Raw genomic sequence first — 15,350 nt, forward strand, 5'->3', positions numbered from 1 at the left:
TTGAGCGGCTGTTGACGAAGGCGATAAGACGTTGGAGCGGCTGAGCTGTCGCACTACCCAGCGACCGCACATGGCCGGGTGATGCCGTACGCGCCAGGCTCTCGTTCCGATGACTTCCTGGGACTGGCTACCTCGTCTGTCGCCCGCAACACCGCGTTAGCCGTGACCAGCAGTTTCGCATCGTGATCGCACAGTGCCGCATCGACAGTGCCGAAAGCCTTTTCTAGCTCCTTCTGGCCCGTCTTCGTTGCCTTGCCGCTTTCCCCGAGTGCCTCAGCTTCCTTTTTCAATCGCTTGATCAGTTTGGCGGCGCACCGGCTGTCGAGCGTCCCTGCGCTGACGAACTCGTTGATCTGCGTTGTCAGTGCGGTGAGCGTCGCTTCGGTCGTTTCATTCGAGTCTCCGAGATCGTCGGAGGAGGATTTCTCGCTCATCAGAATTCTCCGGGGTGAGTGCACTCGCGCGGAGCGGGATCGAGATGACCACGCTCAGCTCGGCGTTCGAAATAGTGACAGGCGTCAGGCGCAGCGCGGTAGTCCGGCACAGCCGTGCGGAAAGGCACCACGGCATTGGACGTCGTGCACTCAATACAAGAGTAGCAGCCCTGTGCGTCGGACATCGAACATCTCGACTGGACAGCTTGCATCCAGCGGTGCGACCGGCTGCATGTACTTGTTTAGCTAGATCCGCCGTATTGGACACCCTCGCCGGTCGCGTGGTGGCCTGATCGCTTGAGTGTAATGGCTGCATTCGATCGAACTTCAGTCAACCGGCGGGCCTTTGCGGCTGTCTCTTCATGGCCGGCAAGCGTTCGCTCGCCGGTCGTGCCTGTTGAGGAGCTGCGAATCAATACGGCCGTGCTGGTCCATCGGGCGCCAAAGCCAGTGCCGTTGTTCCATCTGCAGGGAAGGTTCTATCGAGCAGCGCTTCCTGCGGGTATTTACGCCGAGTTGGTGACGTCCTGAACTTTGCACAGGGTTGTCCACAGAAAATGTGGATAACCTGCACAGAAGGGACCGTATCTCCAGCGCAGATCGATCGCCGACGCAGCGCCGCAGGAGTCCGCCACGGGCAGATAGCACTCGGGGCGACCCACGGAAATGCCTACACAAAAGCTCCCGCGGTAAGCATGCTTTAAGAATTCCAGGCCTAGCATGAACGCGTGTCCCGGTCGTCGTGCTGAGTTGCGGGTCAGTCAGGCGCTTCTGATACCTGTTCCTTGTGTATTTCAGCCGCACTGTCTCCTCAATGGAATGCCCTGATGAAGACCCTCGCCGTGTCTCTGCTGACAGCGTGCTGCGCCGTCTTTCGTACTGGCGTGTCGCAGGCTGAAGTGCGCGCCCAGATCATGCCGGTAGCGCAGCCACCGACGGTCGTTGAGAAGAATCCGCCCGGCGATATTCCCGACAACCAGGTCTTTGTCACGTACCGGTCGCCGCTCGGCTTTTCGCTGAAGGTGCCTGAGGGATGGGCGCGGCGAGAAACGTTGAACTCCGTCGAGTTTGCCGACAAGTACAACCGCATCTCAGTGGCCGTGACTTCGCGTGGGCTGCCCCTGACGCTCGATGACGTGCGGGCCCATGAAATCCGCGAACTTCAGCAGTCCGGCAACGATGTCCATGTCTCCCGCGTAAGGGCCACGCAGCTCCCATCGGGCAACGCGTTCGTCGTCACCTATGCGTCGAAGTCGGCGCGCAATCCGGTCACGAACAAGGTCATCGGTCTCGACAGTGAGCGTTACTTTTTCTGGAAGGACGGCAAGCTTGCCACGCTGACCCTTTCCGCACCGGCCGGTGCCGATAACGCCGACCAGTGGCAACTGATGGCGCGAAGCTTCAGTTGGCAGTGACATGCCGGTCCTGGCTGCATTCGATGTGTTTCGTTTTTTCCACGCGGGCGCGGCCGAAACTCTGGCGCTGCGTGGCGTAAGTCTTGCTGTTGAGGCGGGCGAAATGGTCGCCGTCGCAGGTCCATCGGGCAGTGGCAAGTCGACGCTGATCGCGTGTCTCGCGGGGCTTGACGAACCGGACGGCGGATACGTGGAGCTACTCGGCAAGTGCCTGACGCGCAAACCGGAAGCTGAGCGCGCACGCGCGCGCGCCGCATCGATCGGCGTGATGATGCAATCGGACAACCTGTTTCCGACGCTGACGGTCGTCGACAACATATTGCTGGCGATGCGACTTGCGCGCCGCATCGACTTGCATCGCATCGAACTGCTGTTGTTCCGGATGGGACTCCTCGAACGGCGCGACGCCCGTCCTCATCAGCTCTCGGGCGGCGAACTCGCGCGCGCGGGACTTGCCGTTGCGCTAGCCGCAAAGCCCGCCGTGCTGCTGGCCGACGAGCCGACCGGCGAGGTTGATGCACGCACGGAGGCGAGCATCGTCAGACTGCTGCATGACGAATGCACCGAGGGTACCGCCGTACTGATCGCTACGCACAGCGCCGCAATCAGTGGGGAGGCGCATCGGCTCCTCCAGTTGCGGGACGGGAGAATCGCCGATGCCTGATGTATTCGTTCATGCCGTGGGGCTCACACGCCGGTTTCGACAGGGTGGTGCATTGATCGACGCTGTGCAGGAGGCTTCGTTCAGTATTCGCGGTGGCGACCGCATTGCGCTCGTCGGACGTTCCGGCAGCGGCAAGTCGACACTGCTCCATCTCATTGCCGGTCTCGACCAGCCAACGGGCGGCGACCTCGCCTGGCCCGCGCTGGGGGGCCAGGGCACGTTACGCCCTGCGCAGATTGGCGTCGTTTTTCAGACGCCATGCCTCGTGCCGACTCTGAACGCCCGGGAGAACGTCGAACTTCCGATGCGGCTCGCCGGCATCGGCGAGCCGTCCGGCCAGCGGGCAACAGGCGCGCTGCGTGCCCTCGGCCTCGAAGGCATAGCGGACAGACTGCCGCACGAACTGTCGGGGGGGCAGGCGCAACGCGTTGCCATTGCGCGGGCGATGGCGATGCAACCGAGGCTCCTGCTCGCTGATGAGCCGACTGGACAACTTGATCAGCGTACGGCACAGGAGACGATCGATGCGTTACTGGCGGCAGTCGACGAAACCCGCATGGCACTCGTCGTCTCCACCCACGATGCTTCCATTGCGCGACGCATGCACGCGGCCTGGCATCTCGAGCACGGACGCCTGCATATCCCGGACGCGCGAATGCCGCACGCAGGTTACCCCGGGGTGCGAGCGGGCGGTCCGGAGTTGCCATGACGGCACTGTGGATCAGGCTGATCTTTTCGGGCCGCGCGGCCCGTCTGACAGGTGCAGTGGCTGGCCTCGCGCTGACGGTGGGGCTGCTTGCCACGCTCGGCGCATTCGTGGTGTCATCATCGGAAACCATGGCGCGTCGTGCGACGGCCAGTGTATCCGTCGACTGGCAGATTCAGGCGGCAAATGGCGAAGACGTGTCGGCCCTGATTGCCGATGTCGGCGCCGCTACTGCATACACCGCAATACAGCCGGTCGAATATGCGGATACCGCCGGATTCGCGGCGACGACGGGCGATACCACGCAGACGACCGGCCCCGGAAAGGTGCTTGGCGTCGATCAGCGCTACGCATCCGGGTTTCCGGGTCAGTTGCGCTTGCTGCTGGGTTCACCTGATGGCGTGCTGATACTTGCGCAGACGGCGGCCAACCTGCACGTCTCGCCGGGCGATACGGTGAGCATCGTACGCATCGGCGTTCCGCCGGCGCAGGTCAGACTGTCCGGCGTCGTTGCGCTGCCAAACGAGGATGCCACTTTCCAGGCGGTCGGCCAGCCAAGGGGGCTGGCGCCACACGCTCCGCCGGACAACGTACTGATCATGCCGACGAACCTGTGGCACCATATATTCGATCCCCAGCGCCAGGCGCGTCCAGACACGATCGTGTCCCAACTGCATGTGAGGATCGCGCGCGAGCATCTCCCGCCCGATCCGGTTGCAGCGTTCATCCACGTGCAACGCGCCGCAAACAGCTTCGAGGCCCGCGTCGCCGGTCGCGCGACGGTCGCAAACAATCTGGCGGCGCAGCTCGATGCGGTGCGCGCCGATGCGATTTACGCGAAGGTGCTTTTCCTCTTTCTCGGCGCACCTGGCGTGTTGCTCGCGCTGCTGATGACACTCGCGGTAGCTGATACGGGAGCTGAGCGCCGGTTTCGCGAACAGGGACTGCTCCGTCTGCGCGGCGCATCAGCTCTGCTTGTCGTGCGGCTCGCGTGGGTCGAGTCAATGGTGACAGGTGGCCTGGGACTGATCGCGGGCGTGGCACTCGCGCTTGCGTTTGCCAGGGCAGACTGGCAGGTGAGCGACTGGCATCCTGCGCTGCCGTGGTTTGGTGGCGCCGCGTTGCTGGGACTGATCGTGGCGGTCGTGGCTTTTGTTGTTCCGGCCTGGCGCCAGGCGACAACGTCGACAGTGCTGCGGTCCAGACTGGGGAACGCACGCAGCGCAGGCCCGCTGTGGCAGCGGCTGTATGTCGACGTCGCGCTGCTGGCGCTGGGCATCGGCGTATTCCTCGGTTCCGGGCAAAACGGCTATCAGCTTGTGCTTGCGCCCGAGGGCGTGCCGCAGACGGCGATTCATTACGAGACGTTCGTCGCGCCGCTCTGCCTATGGATTGCCGCGGGTCTGCTGTGGATCCGGCTGACACGCCTGTTGTTGAACCGCGGGCAGCGTGGCGTCGCTGCAATGGCTGCACCGCTCGGCCATGAGGTCGCGCCACTGATTGCCGCTCGATGGCGCGGGAGCGTGACCGGCTCGCAAGGGGCGTGGCGCTGGTTTCGCTCGCCTTCGCGTTTGCGACGTCCACGGCGATTTTCAACGAAACCTACGGCGCGCAGTCTCGCGTCGACGCCGAACTCACCAATGGTGCCGATGTCACCGTGACCGGCACCACCGCGCGACCCGCTGCCGGACTTCTTGCGCGCTTGCGCGCGATTCGCGGCGTGGCCGACGCCGAACCGATGATGCATCGTTACGCGTATGTCGGCGCTGATCTGCAGGATCTATTTGGGATCGACGCAGCTCGCATCGGCCGCGCGACCACGCTTTCCGATGCGTATTTCGCCAGCCACAATGCGGCAAAGACACTTGCAATGCTGGCTGCGACGCCGGACGGTGTGCTCGTTTCGGAAGAGACCGTGGCCGACTACCAGCTCAAGCCCGGAGATCAGCTGAATCTGCGACTACAGAGCATGGTGGACCATCAATACCACGTCGTTCCGTTTCGCCTCATCGGTGTGGTGCACGAATTTCCCACAGCGCCCAAAGATTCATTCCTCGTGGCGAATGCGGGGTACATCGCGCAGCAGACAGGCGCGGCTGCCGGCGAGGTGGTCCTGATACGGGTGAAGGCAGATGCGGATCGCGTCGCCCAGGCTGCACGCGTCGCGACGGCCCCCATGCCGGAGATGAAGGTGACGACGCTTGGCCAGACGCAGGCGATCATCAGCTCGAGCCTGACGGCCATCGACCTGCGCGGCCTCACACGTCTCGAACTGGGATTCGCGGTGCTGATGATCGCCGTCGCAACGGGACTTGTGCTCGGACTCGGGATGGCCGAACGCCGTCGCAGCTTCACCATTCTGGCGGCGCTCGGTGCCCGCCCGTGGCAAACACGAAGTTTCCTGTGGAGCGAGGGGCTGACTGTCGTCGGACTGGGCGCAGTGCTGGGTCTGACTGCTGGAATCGGTCTGGCCGCAGTGCTCGTCAGGATGCTCGCGGGCGCCTTCGATCCACCGCCCGACATGCTTTCGATACCGGTTGTCTATCTGATGGCCACCGTAGTGACCGGCCTGGTGTGCGGCGCGGTGGCGATCGGCTGCATCCAGGTGCTCGTGACGAAGCCCCACCTCGAGGTCCTGAGAAGCAGTTAGCTGAAACGTACCCGCCGGATCGCACCGCCAGGCCGCGCTCGCGAACTCCCGTGTGAGACCTCAGCACGCCGGCCGAATTTGCGTGGAGCCGCACCGCTGGCGATCGCTCGTGTACCTGATCCGGCTATCAACTGCGATGCTCCGAAACCCCGACAGATCGCCCAGCTTAGACGCCTGTGTCGCTGCGGTCGCCAACGAGATCGGCGACAAGGCGATAACGCGCTGGCGAGCGGGACTGCCAGTCGTGTTGCAAATCGCAAATGCAGAGACGATGGCGACTGTGAGGACGGGAATGATGCTGTGTCGCTTCATGAGAAGTTCTCCATTTGGAAAGTGCTGTGCCTGTGTCAGCAAGGCGAAGTGACAGGGCTCTACACATTTTCTGCGTTGCCCTGACGGACTCGCGCAGACGTGTGAAGCGTGACCAGCATGACGATCAGGGCAAGAAAGACACGATCGACACCCGATCGAACATTAAGAAAGGCTTAACCGCGCTCCACTTTTTGAAAAATATACTTGTCAAGTGTTCAGTTCCGAGTGCCGTTAGACCGTCTGCCGAACTACGGCGTAACTTTTGGAGAGAACCATGTCAATCCAGGCAGTCGGTCAGAATTCGACGCAGTCCTTAACCGCAGGTCCACCGACACAGTCTGTCGCTCCTGCATCCTCAGCCGATAAGGCATCGTCTTCGACGCCGTCGGCGTCATACACTGTGAGCATCAGCGGCGCCGCGCGTGCTGCGCTGGTTGAAGCAACCGAGACATCGGTGCAAACGGCGCAAGAGGCGAATCGTGGCGACCTTCAGGCTCGGCGGCTTCTCGCAAAGGAACAAGCGTCAAGAGCGCTGTAGTCGTCGCATGACCTGAACGGCGCTGTAGCCTTTTGGCTTACCCGCAACGTGGTGTCGGGATCTTTCGGGTGCAACGGGAAGATCCACGGTAACTCGACCAGCGGGCAGCGGGCCGGAGCCGCGAAGCGGATTGCCGAACGGAAAGCATTGCCGGGCGCGGCTTTGATAGCGCGCCGGCAAGCAACGTGTGCACTGAGGCTTAAGCTTTATCATCTGCTCTTTGATGGGGGCTCGAGCGTTGCTTCATCATGAGTTGAAGCAGCACAGGAAGCAGGAGCAGTACAAGCGGCAATTGCACGATGAGCCCGGAGATGATTGCGATTGCGAGCGGCTGCTGCATCGCGGAACCCTGGCCCAGGGCGAACGCGAGCGGCAGCAGTGCCAGGATCGCCGCAATCGTTGTCATCGCAATCGGCCGCAGACGGTTGCGGCCCGCCTCGACGAGCGCACGCTCGAACGGGAGTCCTTCGTCGCGCACGAGTCCCTGCAGTTCCGATACGTAGAAGATGGCGACCTCGGTCACGATGCCGATGATCATCGTCATGCCCATCATCGCAGAGATGTTCAGCTCGATGCCCGTGCTCCACAGCCCGATGAACACCGCGCCCGCTGCGAGCAGCGGCATCGCCATTACTGCGAGGGATATGCGGAAGCGCTCATAGAGAAAGAGCAGCAGGCCGAACACGAGCGCGACGGCTGCGCCGAACACCGTAACGAGTCCCCTGAACGCGATCTGCTGCTGCTGATACAGGCCGCCCAGCTCGTAGTAGACGCTCGGCGGCAGCAGTTGCGGTTCTCCAAGCGCCTTCTGCACATCGGCGACCGTCGAGCCCAGATCGCGTCCGTCGATGCGCGCCGTAACGGCCACCATGCGCTTCAGGTTGTCACGGCTGATTTCAGGCTGACCGGTGACCTTGACCATGTTGGCGACACGCGCAACCGGAAACAGATGGCCGTCCGGCGCGCGCACGAGCAACTGGCCGAGCTGCGTGTCGGTGAGGCTCAACGCATTGGCGACCCTCACGCGCACGCCAACCGTTTTCGGCCCGCTCTGGAACTGCGTGGCGACGCTGCCTTCCACCATGTCAGAGACAGCCTGGGCAACCGACTGCACATCCATCCCTTCAGACGCGGCCGCATCAGGGCGGATGCGCAATTCGAGCGCGTCGCCGGCCGGATTGATGCCATCGTTCACATCGACGATACCCGGAATCTTGCCGATGCGCGCCGCGACCTTGCGCGCGGTGGCATCGAGCGTGTCCTGGTCGTCGGAGTAGATCTTGATCTGCACGGGCTGCGGCACGGCCGTCAGATCGCCGATCAGATCCTCCATCAGCTGCGCGAGTTCTACGCTCACTCCAGGAACATGGCTTTCGATCTGCGAGCGGATTTCTTCCATCACCGTTTCGATCGGCTCGCGATTGCCCGACTTGAGCCGCACAAAAAAGTCGCCGCGATTCGGTTCGTTCAGATCGCCGCCGAGACCCGCGCCCGTGCGGCGCGAATACGTCGAGACATTCGGATTGGACTGCACGATTGCCTCGATCTGCTGCATCAGCCGGTCGGTTTCTGCAATCGATGTGCCGGGCGCCGTGTGATAGTCGAGCACGAAACCGCCTTCGTCCATCGTCGGCATGAAGCCGCTGCCGACCTGCGTGAACGCAAACGCCGCGGCGGCGACAAGCGGCACGACGCCGATCAGCACAAGCAAAGGCTTCGACGTCACATGCTCGATCAGATACGCGTAGCGCCTGTTCATCCACGACGCGAGGCGCGTTTCCCTGTGTTCTTCCGCGTCCTTCGCCTTGAGCCAGTGGTCGCACAGAATCGGTATGGCAAGCCACGTGACGACGAACGAGATGAAGAGCGCGCTCGCCATCGTTACCGACAGCGCCTTGAAGAACGCGCCCGTCACGCCGGAAAGAAACGCGAGCGGCACGAAGATGATCAGCGTCGCCGCGGACGACCCCGCAAGCGGCCGCGTGAATTCGAGCGCTGCCGCCATCACGCGGCCATGAAACGCCTGTGCGCCCGCTTCGCGCATACGCCGCACGATGTGCTCGATCATCACGATTGCATCGTCGATGACGAGGCCGACGGCGGCTGCCATGCCGCCGAGCGTCATGATGTTAAAGCCCATGCCGAACAGGTCGAGCAGCAGGATCGTCGCTGCCATGACGACGGGCACGAGCGCGACGGCAATGGCCGTGATCTTCCAGTTGCGCAGAAACACGAACAGCGTGATTGCGGCCAGCACGACGCCGATCATGATCGCGTCGCGCACACTCGATGCCGACGCGACGACCAGCTCGCTCTGGTCGTACCAGTTCGCGAGATGCACGCCGGCTGGCATCTTGTGCTGGAAGTCGGCGAGCTTCGCGTGGATCGCGTGCGCCATCGCCACGCTGTTCGCACCCGGCTGCTGAAAGATGTTGACGAGCACAGCCTCCTGGCCATCGGCCGTCACGCGCATCCATTGCGGCACGACACCCTGCTGCACCGTGGCGATATCGCCCAACTGGATCTGCGTGGACCCATTCGACGATACGGCCACGCGCTTCAGTTCGTCGATATGCGTGATCGTCGTATTCGCGATCACCAGATACAGCTTGTAGTGGTCTTCGATGCGACCCGTCGCCATCAGCACGTTGCTCGCGCCAATCGCTTTCGACACATCCGCGAGTGACAGCTTGTATGCGGCGAGGCGCGCCGGGTCGATTGCCACTTCGAATTCGTCCTGTGCGCCGCCCATCACGTCGACGCGCGCCACGCCTTCCACCGACGACAGCAACGGGCGCAACTGGAATTGCGCGAGATCACGCAGCGCCGACTGCGACTGATTCTGTGACGTCAGGCTGTAGGCGAGCACGGGGAACACGGTCGGGTCCATACGGCGCACCTGCATCGACGTGCCTTGCGGCAGCGTCGCGAGAATCTCGCTAATAGCCGACTGGGCCTGCAGCGTCGCCTGTGCCATGTCCGTGCCCCAGTCGAAGTTGATCGAGATCTCGGCGGCGCCGCGGCTCGTCTTCGATTCAACGTCGCGTACGTTCGGCACGCGGCGCAGCGCTTCCTCGACGGGCATCGTGACGAGCGTCGCCATCTGTTCGGCGGGACGGTCGCCGGCGTCGAGCGAGACGACGGCGCGCGGAAACGCGACGTTCGGGAACAGCGAGATCGGCATGCGGAACGCAGTGAGCGCGCCCGCGATCGCAAGCAGCGCGACGACGAACAGCAACGAGCGCCGATGCCTTTGCATCCACTGGCCGAAGTTCATCGGGGCGTTCCCTGCTTTGCGTCGTGTCCCGCAGCCGGTTGCTTCGCGCCATCGATGCGAACGGGCGCGCCGTCCTGCAACTCGTAGTTGCCGACGACGACGAGCGGCCGTGTTGCATCGAGCGGGCCATCGACACCATAACGGTCGCCGTCTTCGACGATCTTCGTGACGTTCACGCGATGCGCGGTGTTGTCGCTGCCCGTCTGGAACACGTAGTCGCTGTGTGCGTCGCTCAGCACGGCGCTGCGCGGCACGATCCAGTGCGTGCCTGCGTGCGTCGCGATGTCGGCCCTCACGCGTGTGCCAGGAATGAACGCACTTTGCCCGAACGGCACGCTTGCGCCGATATTGACGAGCTGGCTTTGCGCATCGATGGACGCGCCGACCATCGCGACGCGTCCCGTGATGCGCGCGGTCTGAAGCGCCGTCGACAGGCCGCTGACAGTGACGGCGTCGCCCGGATGAATCGATGCGGCGTCGGCGGGTTCGACGCCTAGCGTCACGTTGGGCCGCGTATCGCCGCCGCCTGATCCAGCCGACAGTTGCAGGATTGCCGCGCCCGCCTGCACCTGGTCGCCCTGCGCAACGGACACTTGCGTGACGACGCCGTCATGCGGCGCGACGATGGTCGTGCGTCCGTTGCCGATGCCGAGTTGCTGTTGCGCGGCGAGCGCCTGCTTCGCGTCGAGCGCGGCCTTGCGCGCGCTGGCGAGCTGCGATTGCGTCGCAAGCGACTTGTCGTAGAGCGATTGCGTGCGCGCGAGTTCGTCCTGCGCGAGCTGCGCTGCGCTCTTCGCCTGCGCCGCCGTGACGACGGCGGCAGGATCGGCTTGCACGACAAAGAGCGGCGCGCCGCGCGCAACGGCCTGGCCGGCCTGCACGCGCATCTGTTCGATGCGCGCGACGTACGGCAGGTCGACGGTCGTCACGTTTGACGATGAAGCCGCGACCACGCCGTATGCATGAACAGGCCGTGCAATCGTGCCACGCGCGGGCGTGACGGTTTGCACGGTGGTGACGGGCGCATCGTCCGCGTAGGCGGACGTGCAAACGAGCGCGATGACGGCTGATATGGACGCCGTTCCGGCGCTAGCGCCACGAAGAAGCCGCGTGCGGTTATTTCGCATGAGATTCGGTGAAGGTTCGATCGGGGGAGTAGGCGTCGGGAATCGCACTGCCGAGCAACGCCTGTAATCCGACGCGCTGTTCGGCCAGCGACTCGCTCAGCGTCGCCACGTCGATGCGTTTCGTGAGAGCCGCGCTTTGCGCATCGACATACGCGCCCAGCGCGAGGTTGTGTTGCGCGTAGGCATCTGCGGCGTGCTTCGCTGCGCTGTCGACATCGGGCAGCGCCGCTTGCGTCGCTTGCAGCTGGCGCGTGAGGATCGCGGTGTCGGCGCGCATTTGCGCAACGTCCGCGAAGGCCGTGTTGAGCCTGTCCTGGTACTCGTCCCGCAGACGTTGGCGTGTCGCGTGCTCGATCGCCACATTGCCCTGGTTACGGTTGAAGATGGGCAGGCTCAGGTTGATCTGGAAGCCGCTCGTGTAGATGTTGGACGTGTCGCGTGCGCGCACGAAACCGACGGAAAGGCTTGGAAACTGGCTCAGGATCGCTGCGCGATACTTCTGTTCCTGCGCCTCGTAGCCTGCCTGTAGCGCGAGCAGATCGGGACGGCGTTCGGGTATTGCGCGCAGGGCCGCGTCGAGCGTATCGTCGGCCATGGGCGTGTCGTTGTCGCCGCCGGTCAATTGCAGCTGTACGTCCTGCGCGAGTCCCAGCAATGCGTTCAGGTCGTGATGCGTCTGCTGGGCCGCGCGTTGCGCATCGGCGTACTGACGGTTCGCATCCGAATACGCGGTGAGCGCCGCCGTTAGCGAGTCTTCCGTCAGATTGCCGTCGCGTTGCGCCTGCGCCATGCGCCCGTAACGCATGCGCGTCAGGTCGCGCTGCTGCTGCAAAAGCGGCAGTGTCTGCGCCTGAAAACGCGACTTGATGAAAAGCTGCTTGGCCTGCGCAACGGTCTGCCATTCCTGCCAGAGCAGACCCAGATCGGTTTTGGCGATGGTCGCATCGGCTGACTGTTTGTTCGCGCTGCGGGTGACAATCGCCATCACGTCCATGCTGATGCCGTAGTTGAACGCGCGCGTCGCGCCGAGCGCGCCCGGGTAGTCGCTCGAGATGCTCAACTGCGGATCGGGCAACAGACCTGCCGAATAGGCCTGCGCACACGCGATATGCAATTCGTCGCGTGCCAGTTTCAATGCAGGGTTGTTGGCGACTGCAAGCATCGCGACTTCTTCGATGTCGAAGCCATCGGAAGGATCAAAGCGATGCGACGCAAGTTCTGGCAACGGCATACGGGAAGGGTCGATCTGAACGCGCTCGACCTGCGTGGCCGACGTGCTCGTCGTATTGGGTGACAACGGTTCGCGGTGATACCACGTGCAGCCGGACAGCATCAGCGCGTAAGCGCCCGTGAGAGCCGCCACGCGTGTTCGTCCTGAGCCGATGCGCACACGCACGAAATGGGCGGCGGAGTAAAAAGGCAAAGCATGCTCCTGAACGAATGACTTTCGTGTGCAGATTGCGTCCGAAAGTCCCGTGGATTGTCGGCAGCAGGCACTTAAGAGACGCTTAAGCGCGCGTTAAGGGACGGAGCGGACAATGCAGGTCGGTACAGGAGACATGGCGCCATGCATTTGCTGCTGGTGGAGGATGACGAGATGCTCGCCGAGCCAGTCGTCGATACGATGCGACGCGCGGGGTATGTCGTTGATTGGGTGAGTGGCGTTCGCAACGCCGCGATATCGCTGGGTGGCGAAGTGTATGACCTGATTATGCTCGATCCTGACCTGTCAGGGACCGACGGTTTCGACCTGCTTCACGAGTATCGAAACAGGGGCGGCCGTGCCTCCGTGATTATCCTGACGGCGCGGGACGGGGTGGAAAGCCGTATTGGCGCACTGGACGCAGGCGTAGACGATTACCTGGTCAAACCGTTCGACCTCGATGAACTCACGGCGCGCGTACGCGCGCTGATGCGTCGCAAAACGGTGCAGACGGCGGAAGCTTACGCGTACGATGGTCTCGTGATGAAACCAGTTTCTTTTGGGACGACCCTGCATGGAGAGGCGATCGATCTGGCACCGTGCGAGTTCCGCCTGCTACTGACGCTGATCGAAGAACCCGCTCGCGTTTTCACCCGTTCAGAACTGGAGGAGAAGGTTTGCGACCTGAACGATGAAATCGGCAGCAATGCTATCGAAGTGAGTATAGACGCCTTGCGACGAAAGATTGGCGCTGAACGGATCGTGACGGTGCGCGGCGTAGGGTATCGTCTCAGGAAGATCGCGTGAGGCGCGCACAACTCCTGGAAGTTGACCCTCCACAATTGTTTAGTATGCGTTCTCGAAGCGCACGGACGTGTACGCCGAAGCGATGTATCAGCATGCGATCGGACACGGCTACGTCGCGTTCATCAACACGTCGGGCGGCGCATCGTCGACGGCGAACCAGGTTGTCGCCACCATCGGCATGCGCACGCGCTTCTAAGGTTCAACCAGACGGGCGTCGGTCGCTTTTTCACCGGCGATTCTTGTGCACGACGAAGGAGAAATGACGCCTCCTGATGTTGCGTTCGCGTCGAAGGAAACCAGCGCAGTGAGCTATCAAATTTGCCAATCGTGAAGCCGCGATTTTCTTTGGGCGCGAGACGGGATTTGAGCCTGGCGAGTCCTGACGGATGTGGGAGTACTCCTGTCATACTCCTGCGGTCCGCACGGTAACCGGTGACAGGCGTCTGCCCGCCAATCGTGGTGGGATCCTTTTGGTTTAAGAAAGTTTAGGTCTCGCAATCAAGCCCGGCGAGACGGGAGATTTCAGATCTCTGGGGAAATTGCCATGCAACCCCCGATCTCTTGATTCACACATTTCCAGAAGTCACTGATCCGTGACACGTCAAGGTCTGGCCGGTGCAGGCAGACGACGATGAAGCGACCTTTGCGCTGCCGCAGCCTTGCATCTCGCTGCCAAAGGCGATCGGCCGAACTATATCATTGCCTCTCCTCCCGGTGCAGTCCCGAAGGCGACACGGAATTGACATGTCTTACACTTATGGTTCAGCCCACTGATGCTTTCCAACAACAAAGTAAGGAATCTGTGATATGAAGATTCGGCAACTCGCATTTACCCCCTTTGCGCGAACTGTTCGTGGTCTGATGGGGTGGATCAGTTCCCACAAATGGGACTATTGAATTCCCACTGACAGCTCCCGACCAAGACGAACAGCACTGCGAAATGCGAGGCGTACATCGTGCCCGCAGCCGGGGACTGCACGAAAGCGCGCGGGGCGCCGCTGGCGGTTGATGCATCGACGAAAGGCTTGTCGCGTCACGATCACGCGCTTACGATCCAGGTCATCGCACGGCCGGTGGATCCGCGTCGGTCGGGACGCCCGCCAGGTGCCGGAACAGTGCCAGCGCCCGGTTCGCCGTAGATGCCTCGTGCCCGCTCGCAATGAAACTGCTGGTTTGTCGGTCGATGCGCACGAGAATGTACAGGCCCCATACGTCGTTCGCCTGGCGCTGTGCGAACACCACCGTCTGCAGCGCAGCCGGCTGAAACAGCGTCAGTCCGAACGCACGGACCGGCGACACATTTTCATCGGCCAGCGCCACCCGGTGCGGACTGCGCTCCAGCACCCGCACCCGGTACACCAAGGGGCCGGAGCGGCTGTCGTCCACCCAGTAGTAAAAGGTTCGACCGGCTTGCAGTTCCGACGGGCGGAAATCACCCCGCCGTTCCGCGCCCTCGGCGGGTCCGGCCAGCGCTGCTGCATCCAGGAACAACGGACGCCACTTCTTGTCGGTCGTGGACCAGTAGCGCACGGAGCGCAGGGTGGAGACCGCCCCGGCCCGTGCCAACAGCGTCTCCGGACCGTCGGCGACGCGGACCAGGCCTGCGAGCGCGACGACAACCCGGGAATGAGACGCGGCAGGCCATCCGGTGCACGAGGACGGCCGCCACACGCCTTTATCGAGGTCCTCGGCGCGGAGGATCGCCATCGCAGGTTGCGCGCCCAGCGACTCGTAGGCCGGCACCGGCGGTGTCCCGCACGGCGGCGTTGGCAGCGGGGTTGCCCCGGCGAAGCCGGCGGCGGCCACCAGCGTCGCGCAGCAGGCGGCTGCCCTCAGGCTATGCGTACCACGAGGACGCGCAACGTTCACCGTACTTACCTCCCATCAGCGGCTCGACCAACAACTTGACGTAGATCGTATGGTTGTGTCGCGATAATGGCGGCAAGGCAAGAAAATTCCGCGATGACAAGGAGTCCTTACGCCACCAACGAATAGAA

General features: G+C 62.9%; 11 protein-coding genes and 1 pseudogene. 7 read left to right on the top strand and 5 right to left on the bottom strand.

Features of this window, described 5'->3' with window-relative positions:
- Positions 1 to 53 precede the first annotated feature (53 nt).
- Positions 54 to 434, bottom strand: a complete 381-nt coding sequence (locus tag SB822_RS52995) for a hypothetical protein (RefSeq protein WP_410858564.1) — start codon at positions 432 to 434, stop codon at positions 54 to 56.
- A gap of 827 nt (positions 435 to 1,261) precedes the next feature.
- On the opposite strand from SB822_RS52995, the gene SB822_RS53000 reads away from it, so the two are divergent.
- From SB822_RS53000 to SB822_RS53020, 5 genes are read left to right on the top strand one after another with little or no spacing between them, the layout of a single operon-like run.
- On the top strand, positions 1,262 to 1,849 hold the full coding sequence (locus SB822_RS53000) for a hypothetical protein (protein WP_410858565.1): 588 nt from the start codon (positions 1,262 to 1,264) through the stop codon (positions 1,847 to 1,849).
- A 1-nt stretch (position 1,850) separates the two neighbouring features.
- Positions 1,851 to 2,513, top strand: coding sequence for an ABC transporter ATP-binding protein (locus SB822_RS53005; protein WP_410858566.1), 663 nt, complete (start codon positions 1,851 to 1,853; stop codon positions 2,511 to 2,513).
- Complete coding sequence (locus SB822_RS53010) at positions 2,506 to 3,222, top strand: ABC transporter ATP-binding protein (RefSeq protein ID WP_410858567.1); 717 nt, start codon at positions 2,506 to 2,508, stop codon at positions 3,220 to 3,222. Before SB822_RS53005 ends, SB822_RS53010 begins: the two co-directional genes overlap by 8 nt.
- Entirely contained in the window at positions 3,219 to 4,880 is a 1,662-nt protein-coding gene (locus SB822_RS53015; RefSeq protein ID WP_410858568.1) for an FtsX-like permease family protein, read from the top strand. Before SB822_RS53010 ends, SB822_RS53015 begins: the two co-directional genes overlap by 4 nt.
- Positions 4,877 to 5,869 (top strand): ABC transporter permease, encoded by a 993-nt coding sequence (locus SB822_RS53020; protein ID WP_410858569.1) that lies wholly within the window; start codon positions 4,877 to 4,879, stop codon positions 5,867 to 5,869. Before SB822_RS53015 ends, SB822_RS53020 begins: the two co-directional genes overlap by 4 nt.
- Before the next feature lie 1,049 nt (positions 5,870 to 6,918).
- On the opposite strand, the gene SB822_RS53025 is transcribed toward SB822_RS53020, so the two are convergent.
- The 3 genes from SB822_RS53025 to SB822_RS53035 are packed head-to-tail and all read right to left on the bottom strand — an operon-like array spanning position 6,919 to position 12,546.
- Positions 6,919 to 9,996: an efflux RND transporter permease subunit gene (locus SB822_RS53025; RefSeq protein WP_410858570.1), complete on the bottom strand. Its 3,078-nt coding sequence runs from the start codon at positions 9,994 to 9,996 to the stop codon at positions 6,919 to 6,921.
- Positions 9,993 to 11,123 carry an efflux RND transporter periplasmic adaptor subunit gene (locus tag SB822_RS53030; protein WP_410858571.1) on the bottom strand — a complete coding sequence of 377 codons (1,131 nt, stop codon included), beginning with the start codon at positions 11,121 to 11,123 and terminating at the stop codon, positions 9,993 to 9,995. The genes SB822_RS53025 and SB822_RS53030 overlap by 4 nt, the downstream gene beginning before the upstream one ends.
- Positions 11,113 to 12,546, bottom strand: a complete 1,434-nt coding sequence (locus SB822_RS53035; protein ID WP_410858572.1) for a TolC family protein — start codon at positions 12,544 to 12,546, stop codon at positions 11,113 to 11,115. The genes SB822_RS53030 and SB822_RS53035 overlap by 11 nt, the downstream gene beginning before the upstream one ends.
- 144 nt (positions 12,547 to 12,690) lie before the next feature.
- Here SB822_RS53035 and SB822_RS53040 point away from each other — a divergent pair, with 144 nt between their 5' ends.
- Entirely contained in the window at positions 12,691 to 13,353 is a 663-nt protein-coding gene (locus SB822_RS53040; protein WP_410858573.1) for a response regulator, read from the top strand.
- Between the two features lie 43 nt (positions 13,354 to 13,396).
- Positions 13,397 to 13,549: pseudogene (locus tag SB822_RS53045) on the top strand (porin); the annotation flags it as partial.
- A gap of 863 nt (positions 13,550 to 14,412) precedes the next feature.
- On the opposite strand, the gene SB822_RS53050 reads toward SB822_RS53045, so the two are convergent.
- Positions 14,413 to 15,096 (bottom strand): DUF6675 family protein, encoded by a 684-nt coding sequence (locus SB822_RS53050; protein ID WP_410858574.1) that lies wholly within the window; start codon positions 15,094 to 15,096, stop codon positions 14,413 to 14,415.
- Between the last annotated feature and the right edge of the window lie 254 nt (positions 15,097 to 15,350).

It is taken from the genome of Paraburkholderia sp. SIMBA_054 (assembly GCF_046534875.1).
Taxonomy (GTDB): Bacteria; Pseudomonadota; Gammaproteobacteria; order Burkholderiales; family Burkholderiaceae; genus Paraburkholderia; species Paraburkholderia hospita.